The sequence below is a fragment of the Mycobacterium sp. 4D054 genome (genome assembly GCF_052245755.1).
GTDB lineage: Bacteria > Actinomycetota > Actinomycetes > Mycobacteriales > Mycobacteriaceae > Mycobacterium.
In genome coordinates this window covers 1-20,967 of record NZ_JBQQCF010000051.1, presented here as the reverse complement: position 1 = coordinate 20,967, position 20,967 = coordinate 1, and the positions used below count along the sequence as shown (strand labels likewise).

The window sequence follows — 20,967 nt, the reverse complement described above, 5'->3', positions numbered from 1 at the left end:
GGGAAGGTTTTCGCGTCAGGAACACGGATCGGCCCAAGTAGATGTCACCAGTCGAGCGGAGACTACGGTTGCGATCAGCGTGACCCGAAGGTCCCGGTGGATCGTGTCAGCGAAGGTCGTTGATCGCCAGTGCGGAATCCCAGGCGAGTTTGCTGGAGGCTTCACCTCGGCCGGTGCGGACGCGGTATGCCGTCCACCGCACATAGGTGCCGTCGGCACGGCGTGCGAGCACTGGTACGGCGCGTAGATGTAGGCCCTCGCGCGGCAACTCCTCACCAGGGAACGTCAACGGAGTGGGGGCAAGGGTGACTCCGACGGCCTCAACGGGGACACCGTCGCGCAGCAAGGCACCTTTCCGCAAGGCGAGTTGTCCCGGTCGCGGCGCGATGGGCACGAGAGGTATCCAGTGCGCGGGTATGGCCGTCTGCAGCCGGTACAGGCGTTCCTCGGGATCGAGGTCCGGCGGCCACGGATCCGGCTCCGGTTGTGGCTCACCGGCCCGCGACCGGGGATCACCGCTGCGGCCCTGCACCGTGAGCTCGATGGCCCAGGCCATGTTGGCCATCTCGTCGCGCAGGAACAGCACCTCCTCGACCGCGTCGCCCACCAGGGTGCCTGCCGCGACCGGTGGCAAGACGACGCCGGGCAGCGGGCGGCCGGTGGCTGTGGACACCCGGAACATCGTGAAGTTGGGATCCGAGAACTCCGGCACCGCAACGGTTTCGCCGAAGTCGTCGGTGACGTGCACCGCGGTCACCTGATTGATCGCGCCGAGCAGACCGTCGACGGGAACGCCGAGCCAGTCGTCACCCGAGGACATGGCGAACTCGGCGAGGCACAGTCGCGCGAGGTCCGTATCCTGCGCCTCGATCGCTCCGAGGTCGACCTTGCCGTCCTCGAGTTGCCAGTACCGGTCCGCCGGCATGCCCGGGAAACGCAGAGGGGTCGCCAGCATGGTCGCCGTGGTCTCGACGGGAGAACCCGTCGGCGCTCCGTCGGGCAGGTCGCCACTGGCGGTATCCACCCATTCCAGATCGCTCCAACGGATCTCCGCGGCGCCGAACTGTGTTCCGCGGGCGAAAACGGCGTTGTCGCCATCGCCGAAGCGCAGCGCGAAACGGTATTCCAGACGTTCCGTCGACCAGGCGCCACCCGAGTCTGCCGCGCCGGTCAACCAGGTGTGCCAGGTGCTCAGCACCGAGCGCACGGCGTCTGCGTCGTGGGCGTCGGCAAGCCACGGCGGATCGCCGGCCGCCAGGTCGGCGGCAAGCGCGCGGCCGTCCGGGACAGCGCCGCCGAGTACCGTGAGCAGCCGTTTGGCCTGCGGATCCAGCGCATCCCGGGCGGCGACCCTCTGTAAACGCGCTACCCGGTCGGCCTCGGACTCCCCGGCAACGGGCTGTTCGGGCGACTGAGGATCGTCGTCGAGGGACAACGGATGCGAAAGTGAGAGTGCCGCAGCGAGTTCCGCCTCACCGGCATCGGTGAGCAGATCGGCGAGCTGCGCGCCCGCCTCGGCGCGCTGCCGCAACCCGGAGCCGAGGGCGAGGGCAGGCACATCCTGCAGCAGTTCTTCGAGGATCGCCCCGGAATGCCATGGTCGCCACTGCACCGCGTCGAGATCGACCGTGGTGTCGTCAAGAGGAGCCCACGCGGTGATCGGCAACGCGCGTGAGGTGACCCGCACCGACACCGCGGATCCGGCATCCTCGCCGGTCAATTCGCCGAACTGCCACTGTCGCCCGAGCATCCATGCGGGGTCGGCCAGGCGCGCCTCCGAGCCCGGTGCGGGGTCACCGGTGGTGGAGTCGGGCTCGAGCCGCACGAGTGCGGGCGGATTCATGAGCTGCAGCTGGCTCGCGAGCTCCAGCAGGTGTGGGTTGACCTTCGACGCGATCAGAACCAGTGGGTCGATCTCGGCCATCACTTCACCTCCGAGAGGAACGGCGCCGCCGCCTGGTTCCATGTGACCGCGGCCAGTTCGCCGAACGCGAAGCCCTTCCGCGGCTGCAACCATGGACTGGCCACGTAGATGGCCGGCAGGATCGCCGCGTCCCCGGGAACCTTCTCAAGCGTCACCAACCGGGACTTCGCGACATCGACGGCGGACAGCACCGCCCGTACGACCGAGTCGGTGGTCCATCGTGCTCCGTCTGGCGACACCGCGGAGAGGACGACCTGGGGGGCGCGTGCGGATGCCTGGTTGGCGTGCACCGCCAAGCCGGTGGTGGCACGGGCCGCGCGAAGCGGGTTGTCGGCATCTGCACCTTCGGCGAAGGCCCGCGCGTCGGGCTGGAACGGCAGCGTCTCAACCCAGCTGTCGAATGCCAAGCCGGCGAACCGTCCGCGGAATCCGGCTGCAGCAGAGACCAGCTCGACCACCAGATGTGCCGCGCTGTGTGACGGCCACGGGGTGTCGTCGGGTAGGGGCCCGGCCAGCCACCGGCCTGTTCCCGGCGCTGCCACGCCGGCGTCGCGTTCGGTGAGCTGAACCACGGTGAGTGCGGCCGGACGACTGAGCGCGCGACCGAGGAGTTGGGCTTCGGCCAACCGGCCGACTCCGGCGCGCACGGTGGCGTGGTCGCGGACGAAGGCACCGATCCGCGCGGGTGCGGGCGCGGGTAAGGCGGGGGCGGTCAACGCGTCCACGAAATCGTCTGGGCCCGGGACGGGTTCGAGCAGCGGGAGCATACGGAACCCGTCGCCGAGAATTCCCTGGGCCACCGCGGCGGCAGCGTCGACGAACTCTCCCGGGCTCGGTGACGTGTCGCGTGGTGCCCGGATGTCGTCGAGTACAGCTCTGGCGTTGTCGAGCCGGGCGGCCGCCGTATGCCACGCCCCCCACGCCCAGCCGGCGTTCGTGGGAATGGCGCGATCGGGCAGAAGGGGCACGCCGAATGCCGCCAACCCGCTGACCGCCTCTGCCACGGCGCCGACATCTGCTTCGTCGACAGCATGTGATTCCGGGTCGATGGTGGCGATCACCGCCTCACCGGCCTCAAGTACCTCTTCCAAGGCGTCGAGCAGGGCGTCGCATCGGCGCAGCAGATCGTCGACATCTATGGTGCGCTGTGGCCCGGCGCCGGGACGCACCAGATCGTTGGGAGACAGCGGGTTCCCGCCGGACACCACGCCGCGAAGGGTTGCGGCGAGCGTCGCCGCGGCGACGATCGGCATCGCCCCGACCGGCCAGTCGTCGCCCCGGTTCTCCGCGAGCGGGGTGTCTCCCATTCCGGCGATGGCGGCGCGCAGATCCCGGTCGAGTGTGGTGAGGTCGTCACTGAAGACCAAGTCCAGCGCGGCGAACCCCGCCTCTGCCAGTGTGTGGCGTACGCCGTGGGCGTCGGTGACGATGATGGCCGCGGGATCACCGAGACGCTGCGCCGCCCACGCCTCGAGGCGCGGTTCGGCGATGGCCCGCGGACGCGTGGTCGACCATCCGGTCGCATCGACGGGAATGACCGTGAACATGGTGTGGGTCAGCGTGCGGCCGGGCTGGCGCACGCGCAGCACCGCGAGCTCGGGGTCGACCGAACCGCCGGCTGCCATCGCGTCCATCGCGGCGCCCGCCCGCGCGGGGTTGCCGCTCACGTACTGCAGCACCGATTCGCTGAGCAGGGCGTCGGCCACCGCGTCCAGGGTCGCGGATGCACTCTGAAGCGCGCCCACCACGCAATCCCACTCTTCTGCGGAGACAGCGTCCCAGCCGCCGTCAGGAATGTACGCGTTCGCCGGTCGCACACCGAGTTTCGCTTTCAGCGGCGGAGCAGCCCCGGTAAGGCTTTCCACGGGGAACTGTCGGAGGAGTCCGACACCGTCCACGACGTTGGCCGCCGCGACGCGCGTGCTGCGGTCGGCTTCGGCGAGGTCGTTGTCGAGTTCGTCGGTGATCAGCGGTGCCAGTTCGCGCAGCGTCAGCTGGAATCGCGCGGCCGATCCGGTGAGGGCGCGTTCGATCTGGTAGCCGAGCAGAGCACCGATCGGTTGACCCGCCTTGACACCCTCGAGGACGCGGCGCAGTTCGGTGCCGCGCCGGCTGGACAGGTCGATCGCGAAGGGCTCGCGGCCGTCCTTGGCCCCGATGTTCGAGCGTTTCGCACTGGCCAGCATGCCCGCGGCCACGGCGTGCGAGCTGCTCGGGGCGTGCAGCCATCCCTGCGCTTCCCGGCCGCGCGTGCCGAGCCGGATGTCCTCCACATATCCGAAGGCCCCGAGCGTCATGGCGGGTTCGGCATCGCCGGGCAGACGTGATGACGCCAGCGCGGTCGCCCACGCGTCCACCCGGTGCGACGCCACGTCGAGGGCCGAGGCGACGGCGATGCGACGTTCCTCGATCGGCATCGCGCCCAAGGCGGTCATCGCGGCGCTCACCTCACCACGAGTGGCGAACGCATCGAGGATGCCCGCGATCGCGTTCTGGCCGATCCACCGGGCCTCGGCGGTGTCGCCGAGGTCGAGCGCGACCTGTGCCAGCGATGTGCGGATCTCGGGTACCGGCTCGATGGCCGCCAGGCTGATCCGGTCGGTCGGCTGGCCGGCGAAATGCACGGTGGAACGTAGCGAGTCGGCGGCGGCGAACACCCAATCGGGTTGAGGTGCGGCACTTCCCGGGGTGGCGGCGGCCTGCACCATCGCTGCGATGTCGGGCGGTATCGTCAGCAGGTCGAGAAGCGGCGGCACATAGGCCTCGGGCGCAGACGACAAGCCCGCGGCCTTGGCGGTGTCCCAGGCGATGTCGAGAAGGGCCTGCAGGACGCTGTCGACCGCGGGGCTGCGGTCGGCCAGGATCTGGTCGATCACCTCAGCGTCCCGCTCGGACACCAGGGGCAGCGCGATGGTTCGGCTTTCCTTGTTGAGTGACGGCGGCATAAACCACGCTGCCGCCGTGGGCGAGTACTGAGCGAGCATCGCCCTCGTGATCTGGAGTTCGGCGCGCACGCGGGCCTGGTCGGCGCCGACGGCCGCCGCACATGCCGACAACTGAGCACCGTCGACCGCCGGCCGGGCTCGTACCCCGAGGGCCACCGGGCTGGTGCCGAGCATGTCGAGCAGCGCCTCGTCGCTGACGTCGTCGCCGGGGCCGATATGAGGGAGGCTCCGGGAGCGGATGACCCAGCGTCCGACGGCGCGTTCGACGAGCGGCACCAGGCGGGCTGTCGTCTCTCCTGCACGAGGGGTCCAGTGGTGCAGGTCGGTCACGGGCAGCACACCGTAGGGTTGCGCGCCGATCCGCACGGCGGGGGCATGCCCGGCGCCGCGCACATGATCGCGGTGCGCCCGCCGCGCGGATTCGATGTTCGCCGGGGTGACCGCCTGGCTCGCATCGTCGATGCGGTCGAGGACCGGCCCCCAGGTGGCGAACCACAGCGCGGTGTTGGCGGCCTGCTGAGCCGCACCGAGTGACGAGCGCGGCTCCTCGGTATCGAGCAGGTTCTCGATGATCGTGGCGTCCACGCCGAGGAGACGGCCGAGCGCGCCCGCATCAGCCGACGGTGTGAGCGGGACGGTCGGGGGAGGCCCGGCGGTCGCGTCGGGACGGTAAGGCGATCGGTCGGCCTCGGCGTTGTTGGTGGGGGTGCCGGCGGCCGGCAGCGAAAAGCCGTCGGTGAAGCTGTGACTTGTCAACAGGTCGGCGAAGTCGGCCGCATTCTGCTGCTCGGAGACCGACCGTCGGGTGCCCACCACCACCAGCGTGTCGATGACGGTGGTCCCCGGAGGCAGCTCGACCTCCACGCCCATTCCGACGGCGACCGCCTGATCGAAGTCGACGGTCCACTCCGAACCGGCCGGTACTTTGAGACCGCCGGCGTCGACGACCTCGTTGTCACCGAGGGCGATCGGTGAGATGGATAGGTCGCGAGCGATGGGGCTACCGGAGACGGTGATCGGTTCTGCGCCCTGCGGGTAGACCCGCACAACGAAGTGGTCGGGTAAGCAGCGCGCCACAGTGCCGTCGGCGATCTCGACAGGGGAGTCCGGAAACGCCGGTGGTGCGGCTCCCCGTTGGTCGGGGTTCGTCGGCCTGGTGGCATGGGCGATCCAGCCCGCGCGTCTCGCGCCGACGGCGCTGACCAACTCGCCCCAGGCGCGGGCCGCCTCGGCGCCCGACCAGAGCGCAGTCCAGTAGGCCTGTCCGGCAGTCTTTTCCGGCTCGGTGATGGACCGCAGCAGGCTGTCGATGTGCACCTCGTCGGGAGTGATCCGCACCCGTAGGGTCGATGTTCCCGGTTTCATCTTGGTCTGCACGCGCACCGGCAGCAGTACGAGCGGCACGTCGGGGGCGGCGTCGCAAGGGTCGATCAGATCGAAGATCCCGCCGATGCGGCCGGCCAGTTCGAGGTCGACGCGGGCGAGGTCGCGGCGCCGTGCCCGGTCCATCGGCCCGGAGATCAGACGGCTGCGCTGGTCGGCGAGGGTGGCAATGGTGTTGCGCGCGGTAAGTAGCTCGAAAGGCGTGTCGATGGGCACTGCTCAGTCTCCTCTGCGGATCAGGTCGGTCGCCTGGAACGCCACGCGCACCGGATCGTGCAGGCGGGCCTTGGCCCACTCCGCCGAGTTCGATGCCGCGGGTACTTTGAGGAAACGTCCGTTGATGAGGTCTCCGGCGTCCATGTCGGCGTCGAGTGGCCGCCCGAAACGCGTCGCCGTGGGATGTTCGGCGATCAGGATCCACCACTCGGGCCCGTCCATCTCCGCTATTGCGAGGTTGACCCCGACAAGCGCGATGTCGGGTTCGAGGTGGGCGGAGAACAACTGCTCTGCGACGACGGCGCCCTCGTCGAATTCCGGATTGTCGACGGGACCGGGGTTTTTGACCGCCTGGATGATGAGATCGGGGTAGCGGCGCACCAATTCGCTCTTCACGACGATCACGGCGCGTGGCTCGCTGCCGCCGGTTCCGCCGGCCGAGATGTGTTTCGACAGCGGGAGGTGTGAGAAGGCGTGGATGGGTTGTCTGAGCTCGTCGTCCTGCGCATCCCAGAACCTCCAGAAATAGGTTCCCCGTTGGTCGGTGGGGTAACTGCGCCACAGCAGTTCGCGGCCCATCTCATCAGAGAGCCCGATCAGGAAGGCCTCCATGAACTCGCTGTTGGAACTCAGCACCGTGACGAAATCGTCGTCGGGCAGCAGTCCGAGCCCAGGGACCAGCCAGTCGCGGTTGTAGTCGTTGAGCGCCTGATACATGGGCCGGTCGAACCGCGGGGCCGCCATGATCGGTGTGATGAACGGTCTGGCGAACCAGCTTGGCGCGAGTGCGGTCGAGAGCCGCAGCCGACCATTGAGCGCAGAGCGGACGGTATGTGCCGGGTCGAGTCGCTCGATCAGCGTGTCGACGGTAAGGGTGTCTCTCCGCGGTACCTTGTCGATGTCGAGCAGACCGCCCGGGTCGGCAAAAACCGTCATCGCGTCACGCAGCGTCGTGACGGAGAAGGCATCGGCTCGGTCCAGGAACGGGGTGGCCCGCACCTCACCGAGCTCGGCCAGTTGCCCGAGCGCGCGGGTTCTGGTCTCAGCGGGGCTGTGTTCGTCAACGCGTATGAGCACCGACGAGTCGATGTGATTGAGGCCGCGGATCCTGCTCGGTAATCGTCCGCGGGTCGCTGGAAGCCGGGGACCTGCACCCGGGAAACGAGCGACGGCCCCGCCGATGGCGGCACCGCGCAGCACCGCGCCGCCGTGTGCGAATCCGCCGCCGCGGCGCACGTGCCCGTCGCCGTCGGGGGCGATGAAACCGCCGACACGGTCGACACCTCCGACCCGCTCGACCAACACGTCGTTGAGGTCAAGGGCTTGGCTCTCGAACTGCCCGCGCATGCCTACCCGAGTGGCGACCGCGGACTTCGCCAACTCTGCCGCGAGAGGACCGACCCGTTGTGCGCGAACTCTTTTGAGTGCGGGCAGGGTCGTTCCTTCCAGAACCCGGTTACGCCATTGATCGACGATCACCGCCCCCAGATCGAAGTCCTGTTGTGGGGCGGCCCAGCTGCCGGTGTCCGTGAGGTGGCTTGCGAGGCCGCCCGCCATCGCAGCGTTGGCCGCGGTGAGAGCGTTAGGCACGGTGCCGACAGGGATGCCGATCGCGGTGGCGACGAGTGAAGCGTCCAGCATCGCGAGGGCCTGGCTGCTGAGCGCGCCGACACCGTCGGGGTTCTCGTAGACGCGGGTGAAGTCGCGCATGGCCGCGCCCGTGCCGACGACCTCTCCGGCGCGCTGCCGGGTCTGGGCGCCGGCCCGGCGAAGGACCGGCCCGTCGGGACGAGTCGTCCGCCGGAAGGCTCCGGCCAGTGCTGTCGCCGGTGTGGCGCTGGAGGCGACCCGCGCGGCGAGGGTGCGACCGTCGGAGATCGAGACCCGTACCGCCAGCGGGGCGGCCACCTGCAGGAGGCGACCCTGCTGTAGATCGGCGAGTCTGCCGTGCACCCGCTGGGCCAGCAGTTCGGAGAACTGTGCGAGGCGGATGGCCCGGTTGGCCTTCTCCACTTCGCCGAGTTGCGCCCACGCGGCCTGCATGAGCTGTTCCTGGTCGCGTTGCACGACGCGGGTGCCCAGTCCGGCGATGATGCGCTTGGTGGGGGCGAGGTTGAGTTCGGCGAACCAGTCGTCGCCGGTGATGACCGATGCGCCGCGGTGCAGTTTGGCGTAGATGCGCGGGCCGACGATCGGAAGATCCGGAATGTCCTGTGTGCGTTCCTGTGTGCCTTCGATCTGGGCGGGAAGATCCAGCTCGCTGCGTAGCTCGTCGACCATCGCGTCGGGCCACACCGCCGTCTCGGCTTCGGCTTTCTCCGGAGTCGGCGGTGGCGAGGGCGAATACAGCGCGCAGCGCAGCACCTGTTTGCCGCCCGGTTGGCCGGCGGGCAGCGAGCCGAGCGGTCGGCCGGGTTCGGAGACGTCGATGAAGCGCCGGCCCACCTCATAGGGCGCGACCACCCCGGTCAGCCGCAGCGCCAGGGTGGCGAAGTCACCGTCGGGTCCGGTGCGGAACTCCCAGCGGTCGTACACCGGTAGCCGAACCGGGTCATCCGAGGCCGACGTCCACGCGGGATCGAGCGTGCCGCCGGTGAGACCGAGCCCGCCGCGCGCACCGACATCGGTGGTGGGAACGACCGCGGCGACGTAATCGGTGTTCTCGCGCAGCACAAGTGGCGAGAGCAGACGGGACAGGTTCACCGCGGCGTACTCGGCAGACATCCGCACCTCCAGTGGTGCTCCGCTCTCGGTCTGCGGGGCCTGGGCGTGCGCCCACAGGTGCACGGACGTCAGCGGCGGAAGAGCGTCCCGGGCCACACGCAGCACCGGCAGCAGGCCGGTGCCCGACTCCCACTGTGCCACAGACCTTTCGACCACGACCAGGGTCAGCCACGGCCGCAGCGTGCCCGCCGCGGGTGCCGCCGAGAAGGCCCACGGAAGCTCAGGCCGGTTGAACTCGACGTGCGCGAGGATCGTCTCCTCCGCGCTGAGCGTGCCGGGCGCCGGGTACCGGCGCACGATCTGCGCGGGATCGATACCCCGCACGTCGCCGGGACCGTACAGCGTGACGGTCAACCCGGCGCTCGCCTGCCCGTCCGCACTGTCCGCCAGCGGAAGCGTCACTTTGGAACTCGACCGCGCCGCGCCCTGGGCGGGTTGTTCAGCCGCGGCTGCGAGGCCCCCGACCGCGAACGATGCGAACTCGAGCTTCTCGATCGCGACCTTGCTCTCGACGAACCGCTCCTCTTCGGGGACAACGAGTTTGAATGCGTCCGCGACGACGTTGCGTGCTGTCTTGCCGAGCGGCATCACGACCTGGGCGGCGACGGCATCGATATCGGTCATCAGTCAGCCCCTCACGGTGGTCCGGACAGCCGATCCGGCGGCGCCCACGGAATCGGCGATGACGGCGGCCTCGGTGGCGCTCAATGCGCCGAGACCGGCCAGGAGCAGGCCACCGGTGGCGATGTCGGTGAGCGCGGACGTGCCCTGCGGCAGGATGTCGACGGGCGGGTCGGCGGGAGGTCTGGGCAGATAAGGGTTCGCGGCGGCGGCCGTGATACGACCGACGTTGCTGGTGCGGACATATGCGCTTCCGAAGGCGGCGAATTTCCAGTTCTCCCGAAGATCGGGCAGGAGCCGGTCCGCTTCGTTGCGTACGTAGGTGCGATACGCGACGTTCTCCTGGGCTTTCGCGCCGAGTTTGGGGGTGGTGGCCGCGGCGATCCGGCAACCGCCCTGCAGCTCTTCGAAACCCGAACGGGCGAGCAGCTTCTCGCCCTCGAGGTCGAAGAAGTGACCCGGGGCGAACGGGGTGCGGAGTTCGCTGACCGCCGCAGCTTCGCCGGCCGAGGACACCGGCATACCGAGGGTGACCATGTCCGCTGTGACCGGTGACGCGCCGACGTGGGTGATCTTCACCCCGAGCGGTATCTGAGTCTGCGACACCTCGAGCCCGGCCAGTGGGTGAGCGATGCGCCCGGACACGTCGTCGACCTCGGCAAGCGTGACCATCTGAGCGGCGTGCTCGGGCAGCGTGGCCTTCCACGAGTCGGGCTCGTTGAGAGCTGCGGCGGCCACGGCGAGGGCGTCGACCGGGGGCAGCTTCTGGGGCTCCTCGTCACCCCAGGTGATCGGTCCGAGGTCTTCGTCGAAGGTGGGCAGGAACCAGACGTCCACTTTGAGGTGTCCGGCGAGTTTGAAGGGGCGGGTGCCTTCCAGCGATCCGCGGAACATGATCGAGGCGAAGGTGAAGCCCAGCAATTCGACTTCGACACCGACCTCTATGGAGACCTTGAAGGCGAACCGCGGTGACCAGATGAAGATCATGTCCAGCGTCAGCCACGCTTTCGCGGTGATCACGGCGAAGTCCGCGTTGAGCCTGCCGTCGATCCCGAGTTGTACCGAGCCGGCGGTGATGGCGAAGTACGCCTTGATGACGAAGCTGATGGCTTTCGCCGGCGACAGATCGATGGTGAGCCGGTCCATCTCGCCGAGCTTGGGCTTCTTCCCGACGAGCTTTTCGTACTCGGGGTGGAAACCACCGACGGAGAACTCGAACCCGCCCGAGCCTGACCATTCGATGTACAGACCGAGGTCACCAGACACGGTGAAGCCGGCGATCTTCGAGTCGCGCATGCTCGCGAAGAGCAGAAGATAGTCCGGCGTTATGGCTACGAAGACATCGGCTTTGATGTCGGTGATCGGAGCTTCTTTGGTGGGCACGCGCACGCGCAGCGAACCGAGCACCACGATCATGGGGTCGGGGAGCGCCAGCACGACACCGAGCTTCATCTCGACGAACTTCGCCTGAGACCCCCACCCGAGTTCGACGATGGGACCGACGACGAAGCCGCCCGGGCGTGGGGGAAAGACGTTGGCGACCTTGTCAAGCAGCTTCGGAGCGTCGGCGACCGGGTTGTCAGGGAACAGCATCTTGTCCAGGAGGTGGTCTTTCATCCCGGCCTTGAGCGCCTCGAGGGACAGGCCGCGGTCGATGGCCAGGATGCCACCGATGCCGTTGAGCGTGAATCCGAAGCTCAGTTCGACGGCCACGGGGAAGCGCACCCCGATCACCAGGACCAGCGAGAACGGATCCGGTGACAGGATGACGATCGCCGAGACACCGAAGTTGAGGATCTGCAGTTGGATGACGCCGCCGAACTCGATGCGCTTGACGTCCTTGCCGTCGACCTTGTAGGTGCGTTCGACGCGTTGGATGAAGCCGCCGCCGGTGATGGGACCCGCCTTGACGCGCAGCCCGATCGCGTCGGGCCAGCGGGTCGACACGGGCATCTCGAACATCGCCTGCTGCTCGGTGGCGCCCTCGGGGGTGATCACCAGACCGCCGCCGACGACCTGCATGCCGACCGCATCTCCCATTTTCGCCACGATCGACGTGGTTATTTCGAAGGCCGTGACCTCACGCGCGGGATTGCGCACCAAACCGAGGGCCATCTCGCGCAGCTCCACCGCCGGATAGGAGAACCGCACCGGCAGAACGGCTTTCTCGTTCCCGCGGCCGTCTCCGAGATAGAAGCCCTGCCCGGTGTCCAGTGAGACGGCCGTGATGGTGGTGGTCTTGGGCTCACTGGAACCGGGCATGACCTTCGCGAGCAGCGGGTCGCTGGTGAGCCCGGGTTGCAGGATGGTGCGCATGCGCAGACCGATGATGCCGACGTCGCCGATGTAGTACTTGTCGCCGCGCTGGACCAGAGACTTCTTCTCTTCGTCGGTGGGGTGGGCGATCTCGCGGTCGCTGAACTGGAGGAAGCCTTCGAACGAGAGCTGGTCGAGGGTTAAGGCCCCGAGCCTGGCAGGCCCGGATTTGGCGGCCTTGACGACGAGTTTGAAGCCGTTGCCCTCGCGGTCCAGCACGAGTGTCTCGCCGAGATCGCCGAGCAGGTTTTGGATTCCGAACAGCCTGCCGAACTTGTTGAGCAGATTTCCGGCGCCGGCGCCGAGGTCCTTGAAGGGTTGGGCGGTGGGATTCCACAGGTCCATGAGGCCGGTTCGGATGTTGTCGTCGACCTGTCCGGCGGCGTCTTTGGCGAGTTCGGTGGCGATGATGTTGTAGGCCTCGTCGGCGGCCGACAGTGCCATCCCGATGCGAATGGCGACGCGGGCCGCGACGTCGAAATCGAAGTCGTCGTCGCCGATGTCCGTCTTCGATTCGGCGACCATCTTCTTGATGAGCTCGGTCTGCTTCTTGATCTTCTTGCCGATGTTCTCGAAGACCGGGCCCATCGCCTCGATGTCCGCTTTGAGTTCGTCGAACTTGGCCTTTCGCTGCGCGCTGTCGAAGGTGACGACCGCGCCGAGGAAGGGGCCCGTGTCGTCCCAGGTGGTCTCGGCCATATGCCCGAGACGGGAGTTGAGGAAGGACTCGATGGCTCGAAGGAACCCCGTGGCGATGTCTGTCATGATCCCCCACTGACGGCATGAGCACCGAACGAGTTCACGTTCGGGAAAGTGGCCTCGGGAACAATTGTGGCCACCCGGACGCGCTGTGGGGTGCGTATCGGGATTTTGCAGCCACGTGCCGGAATCGCTTGTTGACTAAGGAAATTGATCGTCACCGGGAGAGGGGTACGGGCCGGTGAAGAGGCAAAGAAGGGTGCTCTTGCCCACCGGAGGCCACCAGGGTTCGGCGTGGCCAAATGTGATGGCTGAATGCGGTGATTACGTGCTCGACAACCTGGGGGTTCGCCGAAGTTGCCCACCTGCGTGGAAAAGGCTGCCCGTTGGTCACGATGCCGGTTTCGTGATGACTGCTTCGTCGACGGCAAATCGAGGGTTGCTCTGCCGGCGAGAAGAACCTCTGGAAGGTTCGGGGTACGCGCCATCATCGAACTCCGGACCCGGATCAGCGGGGATATTCTCACTGTCCGCCTTGGCACAGGAACCTGACGGCCGAGTCATACAGAAACCCCGCGTCGCCCTCGGTCAATTCGGTGTCCTTGTCGATGGCCGCGATCGATGAGTCTCTTGGCTGACCGCAGATGCTCCAGCCGAGTTGGATCAGCTTGTCGGGCGGCCCACCGATGCCCGCGTTGTTCAGGTCGTAGAGGAAGTCGTTCTCATCGGCTGCCGCCGGGCTCGCCGTGGCTACGAGCAACATCAGAAGCACCGTACAACCTCCGATGAGGTGTTCGACCCCGCGCTTCTTGTTCATGGCGCACCCCTCTATCTCTCACCGGGGCCACGATCGTGGCGACGCGAGTAATCGTCGGGTCCGAACGAGCGGGCCGCACGCGTAGTCGCCTACCTGTTTCCCGCTCACTGCAGGTAGACCACTACGGTCTCCCGGCCTGGGACTGCGCACCAGGATCGTGGCATTGGTACACGTTCGATGGTTGGGGGCTTGACCATGACCACTACGGAGAGCGGATCCTCAGTCGGCACGGAGTCGCCAGACTCGGATCCGACCGCGCTCGAAGCTTTCGACGGTGGGGGAGCCCATCATAGGTTCGATCCTCGCGGGAAGTTCTTCGACGTCGAGGACGGTGCGACCGCTGCCACCGCCGCGGCGCCCGCTCCGGAGGTGCGGGACAGTAACCGTTCCGCACCGACGACGCCGAATGGTTCACGTGGTGGCGTCGAGGTGCGTGTCCACGGTATCGGCGATCATTCGACGTTCAGTGCACTCGGGCGGCCGAAATACAAGGAGTTGGTCGACAGCCGGGTATGGATCGGCGAGGTGCCGCCGCTGCCACGACACCCGTTACGGTTGGTGAACTGGAGTCGCGCGAACCGCCAGATCACGCGGCATCTCGGTTGGTACCTTGCTTTTCCGTTCACGTTGCTGAATGTGGCCGGCTACATGGAGCCGCCCGACCGGTCACGCCATCTGATGCGCACCGGGATCAGTGTGGCCAGCCTGTGCCTGACGGTGGCGATGGCAGCCTGGATCAGCGTCATCTTCGAGACGGCGTGGCGGTCTCTGGCACACGGCGACGATCGGTTGACCGGAGTCCTGCTGCAGGGTGTGGGTCCGGGGATCCTCATCGCTTTCGTGGTGTACCGGATGTTCGTCGGACGGGCCCTCGTGGACCGGGCGGGCAGCATGATATCGGTGGCCAGCATTCTGGTGCTGGTGGGCATGATCCAGTTCCTCCATGCGAAGCCGGCGACTTATCCGCACGCCTGGATTCGCCGGATCCTCACCCCGGCAGGCGATCCGGGTGTCGCGGTGGATCCGATGAGTTTGATCATCGCTTGCACCACGGGCCTGGTGTTCATCGTGGCGCTCTGCCTGTGCGCGCTGGCCCTGTGGAAGAAGACCAACGGTGCAGCGCTGGCGGGTGCGGCGCTGCTGTTGGTCCTGGCCATCACACTGCTGCACACGGCAGGTTCGATGCTCCGGAAGTTCTTCGACAGCGTGTTCATTTTCGTCCCGCCGAAGAACGGTCCACCGCAGCACGTATCACCCGAGGATCAGATCCGCCACGTCTTGCTTCCGCGGTTCGACGATCTCAGTGTCAAGGTGATCGCGCGGGTGCCGAAAGCACTGAGCATCGACCTGATCCCGGTGTACTTCCTGGGCGCACTCGCCGTGTTCGCGGTCGTCTTCTGCGTGGAACTGGCCAAGCAGCGGAAGTCGATAGCCCTGGCCGAAGCGACGCGCAGGAGTGGCCGACGCCAAAAAAATCCTAGCGGCACACACGAATTGGTCGTTGCGCTGCCGCGTCGTCTGGCTCCACCGGTGGCCATCGGCCTTGTCGCCACGGCGGGTCTGTGGGTCCTGATGTATCGCGGGTTCGCGAACGCCGACCCATGGTTGATCGCCGACTTCCTGGTGGCCTTGCAGGTGGCCGGCGCGGTGGCGATCCTCATGGTCGTCATCCGCAGACCCGAGCGGTTGGCGGCGCGGCTTCGCAGCATCTTCGGTTCCGTCGCGGACATCGCCGGATTCTGGGCCCCCGACCTGCACCCCTTGGCCGGAGCGTCGTACCGGCGTGCGCTTCTGGCAGGCATCCGGCAGACGATCAACGACGTCACGCTGGAGTATCCGCACACTCCGCTCGCACTGGTTGGGCACAGCCAGGGGTCGGTGGTGTGCGCCTGGTTTGTCCACGGTGGCCACTGGACCGAGCAACCGACCGAAGGGCAGAGTGACCGGGACGCGCTGAAAGCCCGCACGCATCACACCTCCAACAATGCCCGCTCCGACCGCATTGCGTTATTCACCTGCGGCTCACCGCTGTCCACTCTTTATCGCACGTTCTTTCCGCGCTATTTCGACGACGAGTTCTTCGTCAAGACGTGGGGCATGACGTACAAAGGGACGTGGTGGCGCAACTACTGGCGTAAGACCGATCCGATCGGATCGGTGGTCCCTACCAGGCGCGAGACCGACAACGTCGACGTCACCGAACGACTGGAAGACGAGACGCTCGGCCACGGTGAGTACTGGCGCAACGAGCGCCTTCGCGCGGGAATCAACCGCTTCTTCGAAACTGCCGAGATTGCGCCGGCGGTGAAACGCCCGGACCTCAGCGGAAACGGAGTGTCGTCATGAACCAACGGTTCTGGCCCATGGAACGGGGCTACATCATCACCTCGCCTTTCGGTCCGCGGTGGGGCAACCATCACGCCGGCGTCGACTTCGGCTGGCCGGGCGGATCGGCCAATCGACCCGTGTTCGCCTGTGCGGGAGGACGGGTCATTCACTCGGGCGCCGCCGCGGGTTATGGGGGCCCTGATCCCGCGGGATGGTTGGTCATCGACCACCCCACTGAAGACGGCGGCGGTACAACGGAATACGGGCACATCGTGCGCGAAGTAGCCGACGGCGCCCGGGTGGAAGCCGGACAACGCATCGGCCATATCAATCCCAACCAGGCCACCAACGGTGGCGTCGCACCTCATCTGCATCTGTCGGTCATGCCTCGTGGCTACGATCCCAACCAGAAGATCGACCCGTTGCCATGGCTGCGGGACGCCGCCATTGCCGGCGAATCGGTGCCGGCCGAGCCCGTCGGCGCGGCAGTGAGGGCTGACCTTGTGGGTAAGGAGTTGGTGGACTATTCGGCCGGGGTCCCCGGGGCGCAAGCGATCAAGGACGCCGGGTTCGTCGGTGCCGTCCGCTACGTGTCGGATCGGCGGGCGAACTGGATGCAGGGAAAGCCGCTGACTCGGGCCGAAGCCGAGGACTTCACATGGCATGGTCTGCAGATCGTTTCGAATTATCAGTTCGCCAAGGGAGGTTTCGAAACCTCCGACTGGATTCGCGGATCCGTTGGAGGAAAAGAGGACGCGCTCAGAGGACAGGCAATTCACGAAGCCGCCGGAGGCCACCCCCGAGGCGTCATCTACGTCTCCATCGACGCGGCGCCCACCCAGGTGGAGTGGGAGACGAAGGTCAAACCTTACCTTGCGGCCTGGCAGGAATCTCTGGGCAAAGAGCGCCTCGGTGTGTACTGCAATCCCTGGGTGATCGATCGGTGCCGAGAGGCCGATATCGCCACCTACTTCTGGGAACACGGCTGGGGCGGAGACAAAGACGCACCGGCACATCCTGCGGCGCACATCAAGCAATTCGAGATCGACAAGCGCAAGGTCAACGGCATCGGAGTCGACCGCAACCGCATTCTGAAGCCGTTGTTCGGCCAGTGGGGAACTGAGGAGGAAACCATGCCCGCTGTAGTGCAGGAACAGCCGAAAGACACAGTGGAGCAGTTGAAGCCACTCACCGACGTGTGGCGGGGAGACCCGGTCTGGCTCCCGGACGTGCTGCGGCTGTGGGGACTGACCGTCACCGACATAGGTAATCCGTTGAACGACGGCCATGGTGACTTCCGAGAGGTGCGAGGCGTCATCGGCCACCACACAGCGGGAGGAGGCGTCAACGACTGGAAGATCGTCAAGCACGGCCGGGCTGATCTGAAAGGCCCTCTGGCGCAGCTGGTCCTGGAGAAGGACGGCACGTTCAAGTTCATCGCCGTCGGGGTGTGCTGGCATGCGGGCGGAGGCAAGGGTTCAGCATGGGCGTCGAAGTTCAGCACTGAGGCCAATTGGTACACGATCGGGATCGAGGCGGTGAGTCGCGGTACCCCGCCGTGGGACTGGACACCTGAGCAACTCCGAAGCTACAAATGCGGCGTCGCGGCGATCCTGTGGTATCTGGGCAAGGACGCATCCTGGTTCTGCGGTCACCGCGAATACAATCTGGCCCACGGCAAGATCGATCCGGCCGGCATCGACCTCGACCAGTTCCGCCGAGAACTTCAGGAACTGATCGACCGCGGCCCCGAGGCTTACGTGAATGCCGGTCCCCAACCGGGCGTCAAAACTCGGATCGAGGCCGTGCGCGACGCGAACGAGTGGCTGGGTGACAAGATCATCGCCGAGCGCGAACTATCCTGCCCCGACGGATCAGGACGGTACGCCCACTATGAACACGGGTCGATCTACTTCCATTCCAGAACCGGAACCTTCGCCGTCCCGAAGCCGGGCATTTGCGACTTCTGGGCATCCGTGGGCTGGGAGACATCGTTCCTCGGCTATCCGACCGATGACGCGGTGAAGGCCGACCGGGGGACATGGCAGAGCTTCGAACACGGCGCCATCTATCACCGCAACGGCGACGACCACGCATGGCCGGTGTACGGCGGTATCGGCGAAACCTGGCGTAGTGCCGGCGGTCAGGACGGCAAGTTCGGTTGGCCGCAATCCCGGGAGATCGAAGATGGGCCGGACACGGTGTATCAGCGGTTCGAGAACGGGCGGATCTTCTGGCGGTTCGCCGGCGGTCCCGTCAGCTCACTGGACACCCAGGCGGAGCCCCGCATCGACGAGCCGCAGCGAAACGGTGAGGCCGCGCCCGCGGTGACCGACGGTGTGCGCGAGACCCTTCCGGACGCCACGCATGTTCAGCCGGCCGGGAACGGGGCACCCAGAAGGGCGTGGGATGGGATCTGGCGCGTCGGCGTCGAGCCCCTTTCCGGAGACCAGGTCCGGCTGATTCAGCGGCGGGCCCTGCTGGCATTCGGCAGTTACTCCGTGCCCTTGGGTGTCCAGCTGAACGGCACTTACGATGCGGCGACCGCCGCGTTCGTCGAAGAGTTCCAGTCACGTAAGAACGCCAGCGGGTACCAGCCCCGGCTGCCGGCGAATCCCAATGCGCGGCCCGGTGATTGTGACTTCGAGACGAAGAAGGCGCTGGGCATTCTGCCCACAACGCCGACCCCGGGTACAGGACCCAAATATGTGGGATATGCGGTTCCCGGGACCTGGGGAACGTGGAACATCGGGCCGCAATGCATGGCGGTGAATCGTCACCCCGAGATGGTCCATCTGCAGGGCGTCGGCTACAACACCTCCGCGTTCCTCAATCCGGACCCGCAGCATTCTTATGTCGAGGCACGCGAAGAGGGCACCGCCGAACTGCTGCGCCTGGCACTGCCCGATCCGCGGCCGAAGTTTCTTTCCGGCTACTCGATGGGGGCCGACGTCGTTGTCCGTTTCCTGCATGCGTGGCCGGCCGATCGCCAGAGTGAGATCGTCGGAGTGTTCACCTTCGGTTCGCCCGGCCGGCCGCCCGGTGTCACAAAACTAGGAGGCCCCGATCCAGGCGGTGCCGGCATCTCCGGCGTCTACACACCCGAGATCTACCGAGACCGGGAATGGTCGTACACGATCAACGGTGACATGTATTCCGAGGCGACCGCACTGCTGCCCGCGCTGTACGACATTCTCACGCGGATGGAGCTGTCTCCGGCCTTCGTCGAGTATTTGTTCACATGGTTGACCGGTATCCCCCTGGGTGGCGGCAATTTCGGCCTCACCGCGCCGGCGAACACGATCGGCTCGGGCTTGCTCGGCCTGAACGGCAACGCAGGTCCAGGATCGGGCGCGCTGTCGTCGATCCTCGGCATGGTCACTCCCGGTCCGCTCAACCAAACGTCCGGCCCGATCAGCCTTCCCGCAATGCTGATGAACATCCCCGGAATCGTCATGACGCTCGTGTCCGCGCTGAAGTTCGTCGTCACCGGAGCGCACGGCAAGTACTGGGTGGATCGGACCTTCGACGGCATGAACGCCGAAGACCACGCCGCCTCGGTCGTGCGTCGGCTTGCCGTCTGACTGAAGTCGTTACATGGATGGCCACGAAAGGGATGACGCGAACGCCGGTCCTTCCGGGCCCGCGGTTGGCAGAGGGGCTGGCGGTCGTGCTCGTCGGAGTGTATGTGGCGGTGTGCTTGGTGATGTACTCGGATGGGTCTTCGGTAGGGAGGTCCATCGACAGGCCGCCTCGAATGCCAAGCGCGATGCCGTGGCTCGCTACCCGTTAGATCATGTGGCTCCAACCGCGGAAGCGCGGCGGATGAGTCGAAGTTCTTCTTGAAGCGCGTTGACGTGAGCCGCCGTCGCCGACTTCCACTCACCAATTGTTGCGGTCGCCGCTTCGGTACCAGGACGTGCAGAGAATGTCAGAATCTGGAATTGGTTCTGCAGTTTCTCGATCGACGACGTCAACCGCCCGGTCGAGTTCCCGGCAAGATTCAGATGGGCGTACTTTTCTAGACGACCGAGGAGGTCTTTCGCCTGCTCCACGATTGCACGGGCATCGGTGCTCCCGTATTCCAGCTGATCGGGTACGTCGCGACAGTGTCGTCGAAGCCGTCCGACGTCGCGCATTGCGTCTTGCACCCACGTTTGTGTCGTTCTCGTGGTGTCGTCTGCCAGGAGGATGGGACCAGTGTGAGCTGATTTTGCCAGGGTGATGGGACCACCTGGATTGCCAGTTATGGGACCACCGGCGCGTCGCGTCGGTGGTCCCTTCATCTGTTCGTTTGATCGCCGTGACGGTCGAAGTCACGGAGGCGGCGGGCATGGCTTTTCGGGAGGTCAGTGTGAACGAGATCAGGGAAGTGCTGCGGGTGTGGCTGGGGGTCGCCGGGCTACCGGCACCGGGCTACCGCACGATCGCCGCGCATTGCGGCGTGGACCGCAAAACTGTGCGCCGCTACGTCGAGGCTGCGCAAGCGGCTGGTCTGCACCGCAGCGACGGCGTTGAGGCCGTCGATGACGGGTTGATCGGGGCTGTCGCCGACGCGGTGCGCCCGGTACGCCCGGATGGCCACGGCGCAGCGTGGGAACAGCTGCTGGGGTTCGAGGACCAGATCACCGCGTGGGTGGCCGGCGAGGGTGAGCAGCGTCCGTTGACGATCACCAAGATCGAGACCCTGCTGGCCCGTCAGGGGTGCGTGGTGCCGTATCGCACGTTGAACCGATTCGCCGGTGAGCGTTGCGGTTTCGGCCGCAAGGACACCACGGTGCGGGTCGCCGACGGGGATCCCGGGGTGGAATGCCAGATCGATTTCGGCTACCTCGGGATGCTCACCGACGCCGATGGTGGGCGGCGCCGCAAGGTGCACGCGCTGATCTTCACCGCCGTCTACTCCCGGCACATGTTCGTGTGGCTGACCTACTCGCAGACCCTGGTGGCGGTGATCGCCGGATGTCAGGCGGCGTGGGAGTTCTTCGGAGGGG

8 protein-coding genes and 1 pseudogene are annotated in these 20,967 nt (G+C 66.6%); 3 read left to right on the top strand and 6 right to left on the bottom strand.

Annotated features, from left to right (window positions below; genetic code table 11):
• Positions 1-106: 106 nt before the first annotated feature.
• The 5 genes from ACTWP6_RS25480 to ACTWP6_RS25460 all read right to left on the bottom strand — a co-directional run bounded on the left by ACTWP6_RS25480 (position 107) and on the right by ACTWP6_RS25460 (position 13,591).
• Positions 107-1,924, bottom strand: a complete 1,818-nt coding sequence (locus ACTWP6_RS25480; protein ID WP_443189134.1) for a hypothetical protein — start codon at positions 1,922-1,924, stop codon at positions 107-109.
• Positions 1,924-6,468 carry a hypothetical protein gene (locus tag ACTWP6_RS25475; RefSeq protein ID WP_443189133.1) on the bottom strand — a complete coding sequence of 1,515 codons (4,545 nt, stop codon included), beginning with the start codon at positions 6,466-6,468 and terminating at the stop codon, positions 1,924-1,926. Before ACTWP6_RS25475 ends, ACTWP6_RS25480 begins: the two co-directional genes overlap by 1 nt.
• A gap of 3 nt (positions 6,469-6,471) precedes the next feature.
• On the bottom strand, positions 6,472-9,816 hold the full coding sequence (locus tag ACTWP6_RS25470) for a hypothetical protein (RefSeq protein ID WP_443189132.1): 3,345 nt from the start codon (positions 9,814-9,816) through the stop codon (positions 6,472-6,474).
• Between the two features lie 3 nt (positions 9,817-9,819).
• Complete coding sequence (locus tag ACTWP6_RS25465; protein WP_443189131.1) at positions 9,820-12,894, bottom strand: DUF6603 domain-containing protein; 3,075 nt, start codon at positions 12,892-12,894, stop codon at positions 9,820-9,822.
• A gap of 457 nt (positions 12,895-13,351) precedes the next feature.
• Positions 13,352-13,591, bottom strand: a complete 240-nt coding sequence (locus ACTWP6_RS25460) for a DUF732 domain-containing protein (protein ID WP_443189130.1) — start codon at positions 13,589-13,591, stop codon at positions 13,352-13,354.
• A gap of 249 nt (positions 13,592-13,840) precedes the next feature.
• On the opposite strand from ACTWP6_RS25460, the gene ACTWP6_RS25455 reads away from it, so the two are divergent.
• The gene (locus tag ACTWP6_RS25455) at positions 13,841-15,991 is read left to right on the top strand and encodes a hypothetical protein (protein WP_443189129.1); all 2,151 of its coding nucleotides are present in this window, start codon (positions 13,841-13,843) and stop codon (positions 15,989-15,991) included.
• A complete protein-coding gene (locus ACTWP6_RS25450) occupies positions 15,988-19,557 on the top strand; it encodes a glycoside hydrolase domain-containing protein (RefSeq protein WP_443189128.1) in 3,570 nt (1,189 codons plus the stop codon). The genes ACTWP6_RS25455 and ACTWP6_RS25450 overlap by 4 nt, the downstream gene beginning before the upstream one ends.
• Before the next feature lie 210 nt (positions 19,558-19,767).
• Here ACTWP6_RS25450 and ACTWP6_RS25445 read toward each other — a convergent pair whose 3' ends face one another.
• Positions 19,768-20,028, bottom strand: coding sequence for a hypothetical protein (locus ACTWP6_RS25445; RefSeq protein ID WP_443189127.1), 261 nt, complete (start codon positions 20,026-20,028; stop codon positions 19,768-19,770).
• A gap of 278 nt (positions 20,029-20,306) precedes the next feature.
• Here ACTWP6_RS25445 and ACTWP6_RS25440 point away from each other — a divergent pair.
• Positions 20,307-20,967, top strand: a pseudogene (locus tag ACTWP6_RS25440) (IS21 family transposase); the annotation flags it as partial.